The 15,839-nt window shown below is 73.1% G+C and carries 13 protein-coding genes; 2 read left to right on the top strand and 11 right to left on the bottom strand.

Translation table 11 applies throughout. The annotated features are described in order from the left end of the window. From ACFY1P_RS22655 to ACFY1P_RS22700, 10 genes are all read right to left on the bottom strand, one after another. Positions 1–381 carry a hypothetical protein gene (locus ACFY1P_RS22655; RefSeq protein ID WP_390751702.1) on the bottom strand — a complete coding sequence of 127 codons (381 nt, stop codon included), beginning with the start codon at positions 379–381 and terminating at the stop codon, positions 1–3. A gap of 50 nt (positions 382–431) precedes the next feature. After that, positions 432–1,616, bottom strand: coding sequence for a type VII secretion-associated serine protease mycosin (gene mycP / locus ACFY1P_RS22660; protein WP_390751703.1), 1,185 nt, complete (start codon positions 1,614–1,616; stop codon positions 432–434). A gap of 955 nt (positions 1,617–2,571) precedes the next feature. Beyond that, a complete protein-coding gene (locus ACFY1P_RS22665) occupies positions 2,572–3,162 on the bottom strand; it encodes a WXG100 family type VII secretion target (protein ID WP_390751704.1) in 591 nt (196 codons plus the stop codon). Further along, the gene (locus ACFY1P_RS22670; RefSeq protein WP_390751705.1) at positions 3,159–3,578 is read right to left on the bottom strand and encodes a hypothetical protein; all 420 of its coding nucleotides are present in this window, start codon (positions 3,576–3,578) and stop codon (positions 3,159–3,161) included. The genes ACFY1P_RS22665 and ACFY1P_RS22670 overlap by 4 nt, the downstream gene beginning before the upstream one ends. A gap of 96 nt (positions 3,579–3,674) precedes the next feature. Continuing rightward, positions 3,675–6,014: a xanthine dehydrogenase family protein molybdopterin-binding subunit gene (locus ACFY1P_RS22675; protein WP_390751714.1), complete on the bottom strand. Its 2,340-nt coding sequence runs from the start codon at positions 6,012–6,014 to the stop codon at positions 3,675–3,677. Positions 6,015–6,037: 23 nt separating this feature from the next. Then, positions 6,038–8,083: a 2Fe-2S iron-sulfur cluster-binding protein gene (locus ACFY1P_RS22680; protein ID WP_390751706.1), complete on the bottom strand. Its 2,046-nt coding sequence runs from the start codon at positions 8,081–8,083 to the stop codon at positions 6,038–6,040. After that, positions 8,080–8,976 (bottom strand): FAD binding domain-containing protein, encoded by an 897-nt coding sequence (locus tag ACFY1P_RS22685; RefSeq protein ID WP_361531328.1) that lies wholly within the window; start codon positions 8,974–8,976, stop codon positions 8,080–8,082. The genes ACFY1P_RS22680 and ACFY1P_RS22685 overlap by 4 nt, the downstream gene beginning before the upstream one ends. 293 nt (positions 8,977–9,269) lie before the next feature. After that, positions 9,270–10,904, bottom strand: coding sequence for a beta-N-acetylhexosaminidase (locus ACFY1P_RS22690; RefSeq protein ID WP_390751707.1), 1,635 nt, complete (start codon positions 10,902–10,904; stop codon positions 9,270–9,272). 139 nt (positions 10,905–11,043) lie between these two features. Next, complete coding sequence (locus ACFY1P_RS22695; RefSeq protein ID WP_116212048.1) at positions 11,044–11,337, bottom strand: DUF3039 domain-containing protein; 294 nt, start codon at positions 11,335–11,337, stop codon at positions 11,044–11,046. Beyond that, positions 11,324–12,547, bottom strand: coding sequence for an MFS transporter (locus tag ACFY1P_RS22700; RefSeq protein WP_390751708.1), 1,224 nt, complete (start codon positions 12,545–12,547; stop codon positions 11,324–11,326). The genes ACFY1P_RS22695 and ACFY1P_RS22700 overlap by 14 nt, the downstream gene beginning before the upstream one ends. Positions 12,548–12,661: 114 nt before the next feature. Here ACFY1P_RS22700 and ACFY1P_RS22705 point away from each other — a divergent pair, with 114 nt between their 5' ends. Next, positions 12,662–13,510 carry a LysR family transcriptional regulator gene (locus ACFY1P_RS22705; protein WP_361531337.1) on the top strand — a complete coding sequence of 283 codons (849 nt, stop codon included), beginning with the start codon at positions 12,662–12,664 and terminating at the stop codon, positions 13,508–13,510. Here ACFY1P_RS22705 and ACFY1P_RS22710 read toward each other — a convergent pair. Further along, a complete protein-coding gene (locus ACFY1P_RS22710) occupies positions 13,503–14,102 on the bottom strand; it encodes a YqgE/AlgH family protein (RefSeq protein WP_361531340.1) in 600 nt (199 codons plus the stop codon). The genes ACFY1P_RS22705 and ACFY1P_RS22710 overlap by 8 nt on opposite strands. Before the next feature lie 233 nt (positions 14,103–14,335). On the opposite strand from ACFY1P_RS22710, the gene murA reads away from it, so the two are divergent. Next, a complete protein-coding gene (murA, locus tag ACFY1P_RS22715) occupies positions 14,336–15,676 on the top strand; it encodes a UDP-N-acetylglucosamine 1-carboxyvinyltransferase (protein ID WP_361531343.1) in 1,341 nt (446 codons plus the stop codon). Positions 15,677–15,839 lie beyond the last annotated feature (163 nt).

Genomic DNA, 15,839 nt, shown 5'->3' on the forward strand with positions numbered 1-15,839 from the left:
TCAGTGCCCCTGCTTCGGCTGGCTGTAGGCATCGATCTTCGACTTCGTCGCGTCGAACGACTGCTCCACCTTGACGTCGTTCTCGCCGAACTTCGTCCCCGCGGTCTTCAAGCTCCCATCGAGCTTGTGGCATTCATCCCGTACGGCACCGAGCCGGTCTTCCCAGCCGCCGAGTATTCCGCTCAGCGCCGCCGCGCTCGCGAAGCCTGTCGTTCCCGACTTGATGCCGTCGTGGGCGTGCTCGAGGTCCGTGAGAGCGGACTTCATGTCCTCGTGCAGCTCACCCGCGACGCCCCCCGCCGTGGTCCAGGGCTTTTGGCTCGCCTTGTGCGTGCCGGCGTCGCCTCCCGCTGAGGCCAGGCGTATTCGGGCATCGGACATCGTGAGGTCTCCCCCCCCGTGGGACGGACAAATGCGAAAGGTGAGTTTATTCAGATCCCGCGACGGCGGGCGATCAGGATGGGGGCGGTGACGGCCGCGCCCAGCAGGACGGCGGCGCCGATTCCCCACGCGATCCAGGTGGTGTTCGGGCCGTCGTCGCCCTTGGGGGCAGCGGCCGGCTTCTGGACGCTTCCGACGGCGGACTTGGATTCCGGACCGTCGATCGGGTTCACGTCCGCCGGTCCCGGATCGCCCGGGTCCTTGAGGGCGATCCGGGGGCGTACGGCGCCGTAGCCGATCAAGTCCGTGCGCTTCTTGCCGCTTTCGGGGCCGCCTGCCGTGTTGATGAGGACACGGGTGATCTGGTTGGCGGTCCAGTTGGGGTGGACGGACCAGAGGAGGGCGGCGGAGGCGGAGGCGAGGGCGGTGGCGGCGCTCGTGCCGTGGCCCTTGCAGAGCTGCGTGCCGCCCGCACATGCCGTGACGATTTCTTCGCCAGGGGCTGCGAGATCTACCTGGGGGCCATGCTCGGATTCCTTGGTCGCCGTACCATCCCGGTCGACGCCCGCTACGCCCACGACACCTGGAATGGCTGCCGGGTATTGGACTTCATTGGCCTTGTCACCGTGGTTGCCCACGCCTGCAAAGATCAGTTTTCCCTTGGCCAAGGCATACTGCACAGCTCCTTGGAGCTCCGCGCTGTCCGCTTCGTCTGCCATGGAGATGTTGAGAATCTTCGCATCGCTGTCGGCAGCGTAGCGAATGGCTGCGCTCACAGTCTTGGAGAAGTTCTCGGAACCTTCAGCCTGGTTCCGCGCCTCAGTACCGTTGGTGACCCGCAGTGGCAGGATCTTGGATCCAGGGGCAAGTCCGAAGGATCCGTTTCCATCCGAGCGTTTCCCCTTTCCTACGATCAACGCGGCCATTTGTGTCCCGTGGTTGGCAGCATCGGTATGGGCCCCGCCGGCCTGGTTCGAGAAGTCCTTGCCCTGGAGCACCTGCCCCTGGAGATCCGGCAGTGAGTCGTCCACTCCGGTGTCGATCACGGCGACAGTCACACCCTCGCCGGTGCTCACCTTCCACATCTCGTCAGCGTGCATGGCATCGAGATGCCACTGCTGCGAACGAACGGACTCGGCCTGGGCCGGTACGGCCGCCACACCTACGAGCAGGCAACCGAGCGCCCAGCTCGCCGCTCGCAGCGTGGTGCGTCCTCGGCTCTCCATGGCCCACATGCACATTCCCCTTGAAACTGAGGTCACTCGATGACTGGCGGAACCACACGGCGCTCTCCCCGACGCCAGGTCTCCTCGTCCTCGACGAGATAGTCAGGACGCTGGCTTCCGCGCCGCTTCTGAGGCGCCGCACCGGGCGCCCCATGCATGGGGGCCATGCCGGAAGTGCCACTGCCGCCGCGGGGCAGCCCAGTGCCCCCTTGTGTAAAGGCCCCGCCCGCGGACACTCCTGGGCTCGTCCGGCCAACGCCTCCGACAGCGCCAGGACCGTAGGAACCCGTAGGGCGTCCCCCGCCCCGGCCGGGTTCGGTACCGATGACCGTGCCACGCGGGAGCGGCTCCACGGGGCGCCCCGAAGGAGCAGGCAACGGGCGACCGCCGACGACTCCGGGGTCGGAGATACGCGGCACAGGTTGGGCGGGTCGCGCGCCTACCGTCCCCGGTCCCCCGGGCATCGTCGGGCGAGTCGTGGGAGGGCGAACGCCGACCTCCGGCACGACAGGGCGCGGTCCGGGAGGAGGCAGCGTCGGCACAGGAGGTGTTGAATGCGACGCTGTGCCGTCCGCCGAACCACCTTGAGGCCAGCTGCCTGGCACGCTCGTCGGCGGCGCGGTCGGCGCTGTCGGCAGGCTGTCGATCTCAGTAGTCGAATGGCCCTCAGGAAGCCGGGGGACAGCGTGCCCTGCCTCCGGGTAACTCGCCGATGGCTGCGCCATGGCGCCTTGGCTCGGCGCTCGGGAAGCCGATGCGACAGAGCCAGGCGACGAACCGGTGACGGCCTCTTGACGAGCTTGCCCCTGCGGACCGCCCGCACCAGCGGGCTGAAGGTATTCGGAATCGATGATCTGCCGCTTAGGAGACGGCATCACCCGCCCCGGCGCCGGTGGAAAATTAGGCAGCTCCGCCTTCAGCAGCTGCACCCCAGACGCGTTGTAAGACTCCGCCAATTTCTTCATCAGCTCGGCCGCACGCATATGGTCGTCGTGCAGCCGCTTCTGCGCCGCGTAAGCCTGGCTCTGCGAAGGAGCCGAGCCGACGGCAGGGGCGTCGAAGGCCGGCTTCTGGATGTACTGCATGTTCGGCGGCTGGGCTTGAGGAAGGCGTCGACCGTGGCCTTCGATGCCGTCGAATACTTCGGCATCTGGTTGTGGACCTGGGTGAGCGTCGCCGCGGCGTGGTTCATCCACGTGCCCGCGTTCTCCGCGTAATGGCTCAGCCTGAGCGTCGCGTTGGACATGCGGGAGCCCCAGTCGCGGAAGGCATCGCCGCCCTCGCCCTGCCAGTGGACCCGGTCCATGTGCCGCTTGAGGTCGACGCCCAGTTCCTTGATGGCGGTGGAGGCATCCGCCAGGCGGCCGGCGAGGTCGGTGACCTTCTTCGGGTCCGCGGGCTCGAGCATCGCCAGGAGCTGCTCGTGAGGAATCGACGTGAAGTCGTACGTCGCGAAGGGGGAAGGGAACTGGCGGCGCGGGTCGGCCGGGTTGGCCAAGGGCGAGTTGGCCGGAGAGGGCTTGATCAGAGGGGAGTTGAATTCGGTCACGGTCACAGCCCCCCCTTGCCGTCGGAAGCGGAAGCGGAGTGCGCCGCGTAAGGGTCCCGCCCCGGGTCGTACTGCTGCTTGATCCGGTTCTGGATCTCCCACATGCGGGCGCGCTGGTCGTCGTCCGTGTCGGCATACGCGGTGCCGGAGCCATGCACGGCCTGGCCGAGCAGCTCGATCTGGTCGGCGAGCAGCTTGGCGAGCGATTCCAGCTGCTGGTGCACGTCGTTGTAGGCGCCGTAGAGCGCGTGGGCGGCGTTGAAGCCGGTGCCCAGGTGGGCGCCCGTCAGCCGGACGTCTGCGACGCGCTCCGGGGCCGCCTCGGACTCGCCGAGGTTCCTCAGGAGTTCATCCACGCGGCCCTTGAACGTCCTGAGGGAGGACAGTTCGGCGGCGAGGCCGCCCGACGGATCCTGGCTCACGCGCGCCTCACTGCTCTCTCCCAACCACCCGACGGCACATGTAACTTCCGGCTACACATTACTGTCGGGCAGTGACACCCGCATGAGTACGCCTACTCAGACCGCTCCCGCACCCACCGCCGCCTGCGGGCGGATCGGGAGTCGGTTGACGGGGCGGCCCGTCGCCGCGCGTACGGCCGCGGCGACCGCGGCCGGGGCGGTGACGACGGGGACCGCGCTGATCGCCTTGGCGCCGAAGGGGGCGACGACGTCGCGTTCCTCGACGAGCTTGACGATGCGGATGTCGGGGGTGTCCAGCGACGTCGGCAGGGCGTAACCCGTGAGGTCGGGGCGGCGGACGAGGCCGCCGGTGGTGCGGAGGTTCTCGGTGAGGGCCGCGCCGACGCCCTGGGTGATGCCCGCCTCGATGCGGGCGCGGGCCTGCCGGGGGTTGAGCACGCGGCCGACGTCCTGCGCGACGGCCATCTCCACCACGCGCACCGAGCCGAGTTCGATGTCGACGTCGACGACGGCGCGTACGGCGCAGAAGGCCATGCCGACGAAGGCGTCGCCCTGGCCCGTGTCGTCCAGCGGCTCGGTGGGGTGGGGGCGGCACTGGGCGGTGGCCCACAGTTCCTTGCCGTCGAGGGCCTCGGCGACCGTGGTGCTGAGCACCCCGTCGTACGAGGTGATCTTGCCGTCGGCGATGGTCAGCAGCTCGGTGGACATGCCGAACTGGTGGGCCAGCGGCTGGAGGAGCTGGGTGCGCACCATCCGGGCGGCCCGCTCGACCGCGCCGCCGGAGACCCAGGTGTGGCGGCTGTGCGCGCCGGGGCCGGAGGGGGGCTGGTCGGTGTCGACGGGGGCGACGTGGACCTCCTCGAGGCCGAGGACATCCTGGACGATCTGGCGGGCGAGGGTGGCGAAGCCCTGGCCGGTCTCGACGGCGGCGCAGATGACGGTGGCGACCGAGCCGGTGACCTTGACGGTTGCGGTGGACACCTCGTCGGTGCCCTCCGCGCCGAGCATGTGGACCATGCCGAGGCCGTAGCCGACGCCGCGGCGCACCGCGCCCGGCTCGCCGGCGCCGTCCGGGCCGCCGGGCAGCAGCCACTGCTCCTCGGGGTCGTCCACGGGCAGGGCGGGCAGCGGGAAGTCGCGTACGGAGCGCAGGAGTTCGGCGACCGGGGCCGGGCAGGTGACCGTCTGGCCGGTGGGCAGCAGGTCGCCGGTGGCCATGACGTTGCGCAGGCGCAGCTCGGCGGGGTCGAGGCCGAGGCGGGCGGCGAGCTTGTCCATCTGGCCCTCGTAGGCGGCGCACACCTGCATGGCGCCTTCGCCGCGGACGTGGCCGGAGGGGGGGTTGTTGGTGCGTACGGCCCAGCCTTCGACGAAGGCGTGCGGGACGACGTACGGGCCGCAGGCGAAGGCGACGGCGGCGGCCAGCGCCTCGGAGGAGGAGTCGGCGTAGGCGCCGGCGTCCAGCAGGATCTGGGCCTCGACCTTCACCAGCTTGCCGTCGGCGTCCGCGTGGTGGCGGTAGCGGAGCAGCGTCGGGTGGCGGTGGGGGTGGCTGAGGAAGGACTCCTCGCGGGTGGCCGCGAGCTTGACGGGGTGGCCGGTGCGCAGGGCCAGCAGGCCCAGCGGCAATTGCGTGCCGGGGTCCTCGCGGTCGCCCATGGCGCCGGGGACGCCGGTGACGACGACCTTGACCCGCTCGGGCTCCAGGCCGAAGCAGGCGGCGGCGAGGTCGCGGTCGGCGTGCGGGTCGGTGGAGGCGGTGTAGATCTCGACGCCGCCGTCGGGGCGCGGCACGGCGAGGCCGGCCTCGGCGCCGATGGGCGCGGGGTCCTGGCGGCCGATGCGGTAGAGGCATTCGACGACGACCTCGCCGGTCACCTCGGGGTCGCCGAAGCTCAGCGGGATGTGGCGGATCAGATTGCCGTCGGGGTGGAGCGGTTCGGCGGAGAACGCCTGCTCGGGGTCGGTGACCGGCTCCAGCGGCTCGTACTCGACGGCGATGGCGGCGGCCGCGAGCCGGGCGGTGTCGGGGTGGTCGGCGGCGACGGCGGCGATCGGCTCGCCGTGGTGGCGCACGAGGTCGGAGGCGAAGACGGGGCGGTCGGCGACGCGGCGGCCGTGGGCGCCGTCGCCGGGGACGTCCGCGTGGGTGACGACGGCGCGCACGCCCGGCATGCGGGCGGCCTCGGCGGTGTCGATGGAGAGGATGCGGGCGTGCGGGTGCGGCGAGCGCAGCACGGCGGCCCACAGCAGGCCCTCGGCCCACAGGTCGGCGGCGTACGGATAGGTGCCCTGGGTCTTGGCGTCGGCGTCGGCGGCGGGCAGGGAGACGCCGAGGCCGTGCGGGGGCGGCCCGTCGGGGCCGCCGGAGGGGGCGGACGACGCGACGGAGGTCGCGGTGGCGGTGCCCTCAGCCGTACCGGCCGTTCCCGCCATTCCGCCCATGCCGCCCGTTCCCGTCATGCCGATGCCTTTCCGCTGCCGCCGCCGTGCGGGCCCGCCTGGTGCGGGATGCGTGCCTGTTCCGTCTCCGGCTGCGCTTCTTCCTGTGCGGCGGCCGCCGCCGCGCGCTCGTCGGCGACCTGGCGCACCGCGTCGAGCACGCCTCGGTAGCCGGAGCAGCGGCAGAGGTTGCCACAGATGGCCTGGCGGGTCTCCAACTCGCTCGGGGCGTGGTTGCCTTCGAGCAGGTCGTGCATGGTCATGGCCATGCCGGGCACGCAGAAGCCGCACTGCACGGCACCGCACTCGGCGAGCGCCCGCTGGACGTCGGAGGGCCGGCCGTCGACGGCGAGGCCCTCGACCGTGCGCACCTCGGCGCCCGCCGCGGTCGCGGCGGGGACGAGGCAGGAGGCGACGAGCCGCCCGTCGACCTGGACCGAACAGGCGCCGCACTCCCCTTGCGAGCAGCCGTCCTTGGCCCCGGCGAGGCCGAGGCGCTCCCGCAGGACGTAGAGCAGCGACTCCCCGATCCAGGCGTCCGTGACGGGACGGTCGGTGCCGTTGACGCGCAGGACGTACGAGGCGCAGGGGTGCTCGGTGTGCGGGTCCGCGATCTCCGCCGGGTGCGCAGGCTCGGTGAGGTCGGCCGCGGGCTCCGCCGGTGCACCGTTGGTGTCGGTCTCCGGGGACTCCTCCGGCGCGGCGTCGGGCTCCGCCGGGGGCGTCCACGCGGCGGTCTGATGATCGCCCGTATCGGTGACCCCTGTGTCGTCCTGCGGTGCCCCGCCGAACGCATCGGAAGCGGCGTCCTGCGAGGAACTGTCGGGAGACGAAGTGGAATCCGCGGCGGGCACCGGATCCGGTACGTCGGACGGGCCGGGAGCCGCGGCGGCGAGGCCGCTGAGGGCGTACTCCCCCGACTCGTCGGCAGGCTCGCCGGGCACAACCGGAATCGACCACTGGCCGGTCGATCCGGCCGCAGCGGCGGCACCGTCCGGCGCGGCCGCGGCGGGCTGCTGCCAGGCGTGCGCGCTGCCGCCGTGCGGGGTCCACTGCTCGGGGGTGTGCGGGCTCGCGTCCGGTACGCCGGCGCCGTGCGGGCCGGTGTGACCGTGGAGCTCGGCGCCCTGCGGGGCCGTGCCGCCGCTCAGCACGTACGCGCCGGGGGCGCCCGCCGGGTCGTCCGCGCCGGGGTCGTGCGGAGCGGACGCCGGGGGGGCGACGGACAGGTGCGGGCCGCTGTGGCCGGGCGCGTCGGTGCCGGGCGCGGCCTGCGCACCTGGCTGACCGTGCGGGTCGATGCCCTGCGCGGCTACGGCCTGCGGGTCGGTGCCCTGCGTACCGGCGACCTGCTGGGCCGGCTGCCCCGGCGACTCGGCGCCCTGCGCGTCCAACTGGCCGTGAGGGTCGATGTCCTGCGCATCGCCCTGCGCGTCCGCGCCCTGTGCGGTCGCGGCGTGCGGAGGCGCGTACGTGCCCGAGGGGTCCGGGGAGGGCACCGCGTACGCGGCGGTGGGGTCGTGCGGGTCGGCGTGCTGCGCTTCCTGCCCGCCGGGGCGGCCGTGCAGGACGTACTCGCCCGACTCGTCGACCGGGTCGTCCCCGGCGGCGGGGACGGTCCAGTGGCCCTGGGCCGTACGGTCGGCGGCGGGGGCGTCCTGCTCCGCCGGAGTGTGCGACGGGCCCGCGAACGGCATCGCCCATTCCGCCGTGGCGTGCGGGTCGGCGCCGCGGCCGTGGGTGCCGCCGTCGGCCGGGGCGTCGGTGCGCGGGGGTTCGTAGGACGCCTGGGCGCCCCACTGCTCCGACCACTGCGGCTGCGCCTGGACGGGCGCGTGCGGCTGCTGCCAGGACTCGCCCGTCGGCGGGGTGTAGCCGCCGGCGCCGGTGGCGGCCAGGGGGTCCCAGCCGCCGGTGCCGGACAGCGCCGCGCCCGGGTGGGCGAGGAGTTCGGGCGGGAGCTGCACGAAGGCGGTGCCCTCCGCGTCGTACTCCGCGCCCCGCGGGATCGGTTGCCAGCCGGCCGGGCCGACTTGAGCGTGTCGCTGCTGTTCGTCACTCACGCGAGTGCCCTCCCCAGAGCTCGGCGGGCCAGTGTCGCCACCGTACGACGCAGGTGCAGCGCGGCGGGCGGCAGGGTCCCCGGCTCGCCGCCCTCGGGGCCGGGCGCGGGGTCGGGGATGCAGGCCGCGGCCACGTAGTCGCCGAAGGCGGCGCAGGCTTCGGGGGCGAGGGTGCGCTCGCCGTCCCAGTCGATGAGCGAGGCGACCCAGCGCTCGGCGTCCAGCGGGCGCAGCGGCATGGGCGCGACGGCGCCCACCGCGCACCGCACGCCTCGCCGGGCGGGGTCGAGGACGACGGCCACGGACGCGACGGCGCGGCCGGGGCCCGTGCGCCCGGTGGCCTTGAGGAAGGTCTGCGGGGCGTGCAGCAGGGGCACGCGGACGTAGCCGATGAGCTCGCCCGGCCGGAGCATGTCGAAGCCGGTCAGCAGATGCCCTATGGGGATCTCCCGCCGGGTGCCGCCGGGGCCCGCGATGACCAGGTTGGCCTCCAGGGCGGCGAGCACGGGCAGCGCGTCACCGGTCGGCGCGGCCGAGGCGATGTTGCCACCGAGGGTCCCGGCGTTGCGGATCTGGGGCGGCCCGGCGGCGCGGGCGGCGGTCGCGAGCGCCGGGATGAGGGCGGCGAAGTCGGGCCGCCCCATCCGGGCGTGGGTGAGTCCGGCGCCGAGCAGGGCGTGGCCGTCCTGGTACTGCCAGCCGCGGATCTCGCTGATCCGGCCCAGGCCGACGAGTCCGGCGGGCCGCAGCAGCCCGGAGTTGACGGCCGCCATCAGATCGGTACCGCCCGCGACGGGCACGGCGGCGGGCATGGCGGTCAGCGCCGCCACGGCCTCGTCGAGCGAGCCCGGCAACGTCACGGTGTGCGCCGCCTGCGGTGCGTGCGTGGTCAACCCAGCTGCCCCTTCCCCGGTGGTCCCGACTCTTGCCTGATACCGCCTGATCCCGCCGTACGGTACGTGCTGTCGGCCCGGACGTGGCAACTCTGGCACATCTTCCGCGTTCGTCGTCGCGAGGGTCCGCGAACCGCCGGTCCGTATCCGGCCCGGCGATTGGTCCGGAATTCCGTTCTGTCGCCGCTGTGTGCGGATTGCCATCGTTCGGGGGCCCTTGTACGGCTTACGGCGTGTGTGGAAGGACCACCGTGCCAGGGACCCGCCGTGGGGGCGGGGAGCTTGGCCGCGGCTCACACGATCGGGGGCGCGCCCTCGATCGGGCGTCCGAGGACGCCGGGACGGCGCTGCCAGGGGCGAGGGCCCGCGGGCGGGCGGTAGTCGACGCCGAGGGCGTCGAGGCGGGCGTAGTGGCCGGTCATCCGGCGTTCGAAGCCCGCGTGGTCGCGGTCGGCGGGGGCGGGCAGGCGGGACCACGCGGTCTCGGCGAAGGCCGCGAGCCGGGGGAACACCTGGTAGTCGACGCGCGCCTGGTTCTCCGTCACCTCGGTCCACATGTTGGCCTGCGTGCCGATGACCCGCGCGGCCTCGGCACCGGTGAGCTCCGGGGGGACGGGCTCGAAGCGGTAGACGTCCTCCAGGGTGCGGACGTACCCGATCGGTACGGGTTCCTCGGTACCGCCGGCCTGCCGGTGGTCGAGGTAGACCTGTTGCTCCGGACACATGATGACGTCGTGTCCGGCGCGCGCCGCGGCGATGCCGCCGGCGTAGCCGCGCCAGGACGAGACGGTGGCGCCCGGCGCCAGGCCGCCCTCCAGGATCTCGTCCCAGCCGACGAGCCGCCGGCCGCGCGCGGCGAGCCAGCGGTCGAAGTGGCGGATGAACCAGCTCTGGAGCCCGTCCTCGTCCGCGAGCCCGTCCGCCGCGATGCGCGCCTGGGCGGCCGGCGAGGCCTGCCACTGGTCCTTGGGGCACTCGTCGCCGCCGAGGTGGACGTACGTCGAGGGGAAGAGCGCGAGCACCTCGGTGAGCACCTGCTCGTAGAAGGCGAGGGTGTTGTCAGTGGGGGCGAGTACGTTGGGATTGACGCCCCAGGTGTCCCAGACCGGAAGGGAGGCGGTGTCGATGACGTCGGTGTTGCCCAGCTCGGGGTACGCGGCGATGGCGGCCTGCGAGTGCCCCGGGATGTCTATCTCCGGCACGACGGTGACGTGGCGTTCGGTGGCGTACGCGACGATCTCGCGGATATCGGCCTGCGTGTAGTAGCCGCCGTGCGGCCGCTCGTCCCACAGGGGTGAGTCCCGGTGGCCGAGCTTGGTGCGGGCGCGCCAGGCCCCCACCTCGGTGAGCCGGGGGAATGCCTCGATCTCCAGCCGCCAGCCCTGGTCGTCCGTCAGGTGCAGGTGGAGGACGTTGAGTTTGTGCGCGGCCAGCAGGTCGATGTAGCGCAGCACGCCGTCCTTCGGCATGAAGTGCCGCGCGACGTCGAGCAGCATGCCGCGCCAGCGGAAGCGCGGGGCGTCCTCGATGACGACGCCGGGCAGCTCCCAGGCGCTCCGGTCCGTGACGGGCGCCCGCCGGAAGGCGTCCGGGCCGAGCAGCTGACGGAAGGTCTGCGCACCCCAGAAGACGCCCGCTTCGCTCGCGCCCTCGACGGTGACGCCCTCTTCGTCCACCGTGAGGCGGTACGCCTCGGGGCCCTCCTCCTCGGCGAGGCCCGGGCGGATGGCCAGCCGGACGCGGCCGGGGCCCGTGCCGGGCGGCAGCGGCAGGCCCGTGGCCGGGCCGACGGTGGCGCGCAGCCAGCGCGCGACCCGGTCCGTGCCGGGGCCCGCGTCCAGGGCGGTGTGTTCGTCGAGGGTGCGGGAGGCGGTGGTCGTGCCGATACGTCGCGGGGCCGGGATCAGGTCCGTCTCGTAGTCGCTCATGCGGACGATCCTTTCCCGGCACCGCCCCTTCGCGCAGCCCCTGGGGCGCGATTCCGTCTTGTACGGGCTTGTGCGCGGCCTCGCGGAAACAGGACGGCCCCCGGACGCGCGTCCGGGGGCCGTGGGAATCGGGGTGGGGCTACTTCTTGTCGCCGCCCTTGCCGCCCTTGTCCTTGTCTCCTCCGGCGCCCATGCCTTCGAAGATCTCCTTGCACATCGGACAGACCGGGTACTTCTTCGGGTCACGCCCGGGGACCCAGACCTTGCCGCAGAGGGCGACGACCGGGGATCCGGAGAGCGCGCTCTCCATGATCTTGTCCTTCTGGACGTAATGGGCGTAGCGCTCGTGGTCGCCGTCGCCGTGCGACACCTGCGGCGTCGGCTCTACGAGGGTGCCGGTCCCTGCCCCGCGCTCGGGCTCAAGAGTGCTCATGGATCCCAAGGGTACTGGGGGCCGACGCCATCGGGTCCGCCCCGGGCAGGCCGGTCGCCCGGCTGGTCGCGCGGCCCGCCCGTACGGCCGTCACGACGTGCAGCAGCAGCCCCGCGCCGACGATCCCGGCGGCGGCCCACGGCAGCGCGGAGGCGCGCATCCCCGAGGAGAGGGCGAGGCCGCCGAGCGCGGAGCCGACGGCGCTGCCGAGATAGAGCGCGGAGCCGTTCAGGGCGAGCACGACCGGGCCACGGCCGGGGCTCAGCGCGAGCAGCCGGTGCTGCTGCGGGACCTGGAAGGCCCAGCCGCCCGCGCCCCAGAGCACCAGGGCCGCTCCGACGGCGAGCGGGTGCGGCGCGAGGGCCGGCAGCAGCGCCTGGGCGGTGGCGACGGCGACCAGGATCACGACGATCAGGGCCGGTATCCGGCCACCGCGGTCCACCAGCGGCCCGGCGGCGAGGCTGCCCAGCACCCCGCCGACACCCCAGGCCCACAGATACGGGGTCACGCCGTGGACACCGCCCGCCGACTCCAGCACCGGCGCGAGATAGGTGTACAGCCCGAGGCTGGCGACCGCGGCGAGGAAGGAGACCGCGACGACGGGCGCGATCTCGCGGTCGGCGAGTGCGGCCAGCCGGTCGCGTACGGCGGCGCCCGAGGGCACCTCGGGCAGCGGCGGCAGCAGGGCGGCCAGGCCCGCGAGCGCGAGCACGCCCAGGCCGGTGACCAGCCAGAGCGTGGCCCGCCACCCGGTGCGCTCGGCGAGCAGCACGCCGATCGGCACACCCAGCACCGTGCCCGCGCTCATCCCGCCCATGACGAGCGCGAGGGCCCGGCCGCGCCGCTCGGGCGGCACGAGCGTGGTGGCCGCGGCCGTGGACAGCGCGGAGTAGAGGCCCGCTCCGGCCCCCGCGACGACGCGGGCCACGAGCAGCAGCGCGAAGGTGGGGGCGAGCGCGGTCGCGGCGTTGGCGGCGGCGAAGACCGCGAGCGCGACGATCAGCGCGGCACGCGGCCACCGGCCGGACAGCAGGGTCGCGAAGAACGGCGCGGAGAGCGCGTAGGCGAGGGTGAAGACGGTCACGAGCTGGCCGGCGAGGGCCACAGTCGTGCCCGTGTCGTCGGCGATGGCGGGCAGCAGCCCCGCCATGACATAGGCGTCCAGCCCCAGGGTGAACGACCCCAGGGCCAGCAGCAGGACCTTGCGCACGCTTGTCTCCCGTTCTCTTCCGCTTCTCTTCCGCCGACTCGGCAGGCCGCGAGGCTAGGCAGCGGGCGACGGCGCGCGGAAATGCCTCCGGGTGCCTATTTATGCTTGCTGCGCATGAGTGATCTCAGCGGTGTCGAGCTCCGTCAGCTGCGCTGTTTCGCCGTCGTGGCCGAGGAGCGGAGCTTCACCTACGCGGCCGCGCGCCTGGGGATCGGCCAGCCCGCGCTGACCCGCGCCGTCCAGTCGCTGGAGGAGGCGCTCGGCGCCCGGCTGCTGGACCGCACCACGCGCCGCGTCGAGCCCACGGAGGCGGGCCGGCGGCTGCACGAGGAGCTGTCCGGGCTGCTGCCGCGCCTGGACGACGCGCTGCGGGCACCCGCCCGGGGAGCCGTGCTGCGGCTCGGTTTCACCTGGCTGCTGCCCGAGGACTGCGCCCGCCTGGTGGAGCGCTTCCGCGCGACGACCGGCGCGCGCGTACAGCTCATGCGCCGGGACGCGGCCCTGGCCGGGCTCGACACCGGGGAGACGGACGTGGCGGTGCTGCGGGGCGAGGAGCCGGAGGGCATGCGCAGCCGGATGCTCTTCCACGAGGAGCGCGTCGCGGCGGTCGCCCGTACGTCACCGCTGGCCCGCCGCCGCGTCCTGAGCTGGGCCGAGCTGGCCGAGCTGCCGCTCGTGGTCAACACCGTCAGCGGGACGACCCGCCCGGAGCTGTGGCCCGAGGACAGCCGTCCGCGGGTGGCGTGCACGGCGGGCAACTTCGACGAGTGGGTGGAGTCCGTGGCGGCGGACCACGGCGTCGGGGTGGCCCCGCGCTCCGCCTCCGACCGCTACACGCACCCCGGGGTCCGCTTCGTACGGCTGAAGGACGCGCCGCCCGTGCCCGTACGCCTCGCGGTGCCGGCGCGGGGCGCGCATCCGCTCGCGGAGCGGCTCCTGGGGCTCGTGCGGCCGGTCAGTTGAGGCTGGGGTCGTCGGGGTAGGTGGCGACCATGGCCAGTTCGTTGCGCTGGCGGCGCAGCACGGCCCGCCAGAGGTGGGCGGGGTCGGGCGAGGAGACGTCGCCGGGCTCGGACTCCACCACGTACCACGCGCCCTCGACGAGCTCGTCCTCCAGCTGGCCGGGGCCCCAGCCCGCGTACCCCGCGAAGATCCGCAGCGAGCCCAGGGCCGCCGCGAGCAGCTCCGGCGGTGCCTCCAGGTCGACCAGGCCGATCGCGCCGTGCACCCGCCGCCAGCCGAGCGGGCCGTCGCCGGGCGGCACACCGTCGCCGTGGGCCTTGCCGTGACCCTCCCCCGGCACCACGCCCACGCCCAGCGCGGAGTCCAGCGAGACCGGGCCGCCCTGGAAGACGACGCCCGGCTCCCCGGCGAGCGCCGCCCAGGACTCCAGGATGTCGCCGACGCCGACGGGCGTCGGGCGGTTGAGGATCACACCGAGGGACCCCTCCTCGTCGTGGTCGAGCAGCAGCACCACCGCGCGGTCGAAATTCGGGTCAGCGAGCGCCGGTGTCGCGACAAGCAGTCGTCCTGTGAGCGAGGACACCTCGGACATGGGCACATGATCCCGCATTTCGGGCCGGGACGGGGGCCGGACGCCCGACTCCGGTGCGAAAGCGGCCGCTTCGCGGATATCCGGCGACGTAACCGGTAGCGACCATTCCATTAACGCAGCGTGTTGTTGCCAATCCATGACATGCCCTGAGCCCCCTTACGCATACAGGAGGGCCCCCCGGTCGCATTACCCTTTCTTCTTGCCCCCTGCCCAACTCCAGGAACGCGAGATCCATGACCGGCCCTGACGATGTACTGCTTGTCCACGGCGGCACCCCTCTCGAGGGCGAGATCCGTGTCCGCGGCGCGAAGAACCTCGTGCCGAAGGCCATGGTCGCCGCGCTGCTCGGCAGCGGACCCAGCCGGCTGCGCAATGTCCCCGACATCCGCGACGTGCGGGTGGTCCGCGGCCTGCTCCAGCTGCACGGCGTCACCGTGCGCCCCGGCGACGAGCCCGGCGAGCTGATCCTGGACCCCTCCCACGTGGAGAGCGCCAACGTCGCCGACATCGACGCGCACGCCGGCTCCTCGCGCATCCCGATCCTCTTCTGCGGCCCGCTGCTGCACCGGCTGGGCCACGCGTTCATCCCGGGCCTGGGCGGCTGCGACATCGGCGGCCGGCCGATCGACTTCCACTTCGAGGTGCTCCGCCAGTTCGGCGCGACCATCGAGAAGCGCGAGGGCGGCCAGTACCTGGAGGCCCCGCAGCGGCTGCGCGGCTGCAAGATCCGCCTGCCCTACCCCTCGGTCGGCTCGACCGAGCAGGTGCTGCTGACCGCCGTCCTGGCGGAGGGCGTCACCGAGCTGTCCAACGCGGCCGTGGAGCCGGAGATCGAGGACCTCATCTGCGTGCTGCAGAAGATGGGCGCGATCATCTCCATGGACACCGACCGGACCATCCGGATCACCGGTGTGGACTCGCTCGGCGGCTACAACCACCGCGCCCTGCCGGACCGCCTGGAGGCGGCCTCCTGGGCGTCCGCGGCGCTGGCCACCGAGGGCAACATCTACGTCCGCGGCGCGCAGCAGCGGTCGATGATGACCTTCCTCAACACCTACCGCAAGGTCGGTGGCGCCTTCGAGGTCGACGACGAGGGCATCCGCTTCTGGCACCCGGGCGGCTCGCTCAACGCGATCGCGCTGGAGACCGACGTGCACCCCGGCTTCCAGACGGACTGGCAGCAGCCGCTGGTCGTGGCGCTGACCCAGGCGTCCGGGCTGTCGATCGTCCACGAGACGGTCTACGAGTCCCGGCTGGGCTTCACGTCCGCGCTCAACCAGATGGGTGCGCACATCCAGCTCTACCGCGAGTGCCTCGGCGGCTCCGCGTGCCGCTTCGGCCAGCGCAACTTCCTGCACTCGGCGGTCGTCTCCGGCCCCACGAAGCTCCAGGGCGCCGACCTGGTCATCCCCGACCTCCGCGGCGGCTTCTCGTACCTGATCGCGGCCCTGGCCGCCCAGGGCACGTCCCGCGTCCACGGCATCGACCTGATCAACCGCGGCTACGAGAACTTCATGCAGAAGCTGAAGGAGCTGGGCGCGAACGTCGAGCTCCCCGGCGGCGCGGAAGCCTGACGGCCCCAACCCAGCCGGACCAACGCCCCGGCTGGGGGTCCGGGGGTCACCCCCCGGACAAACACAGCATGCAGAAGCTCAAGGAGCTGGGCGCGAACGTCGAACTCCCCGGCGGCGCGGAAGCCTGACGGCCCCAACCCAGCCGGACCAACGCCCCGGCTGG

Source organism: Streptomyces sp. NPDC001407 (genome assembly GCF_042895325.1).
GTDB lineage: Bacteria > Actinomycetota > Actinomycetes > Streptomycetales > Streptomycetaceae > Streptomyces.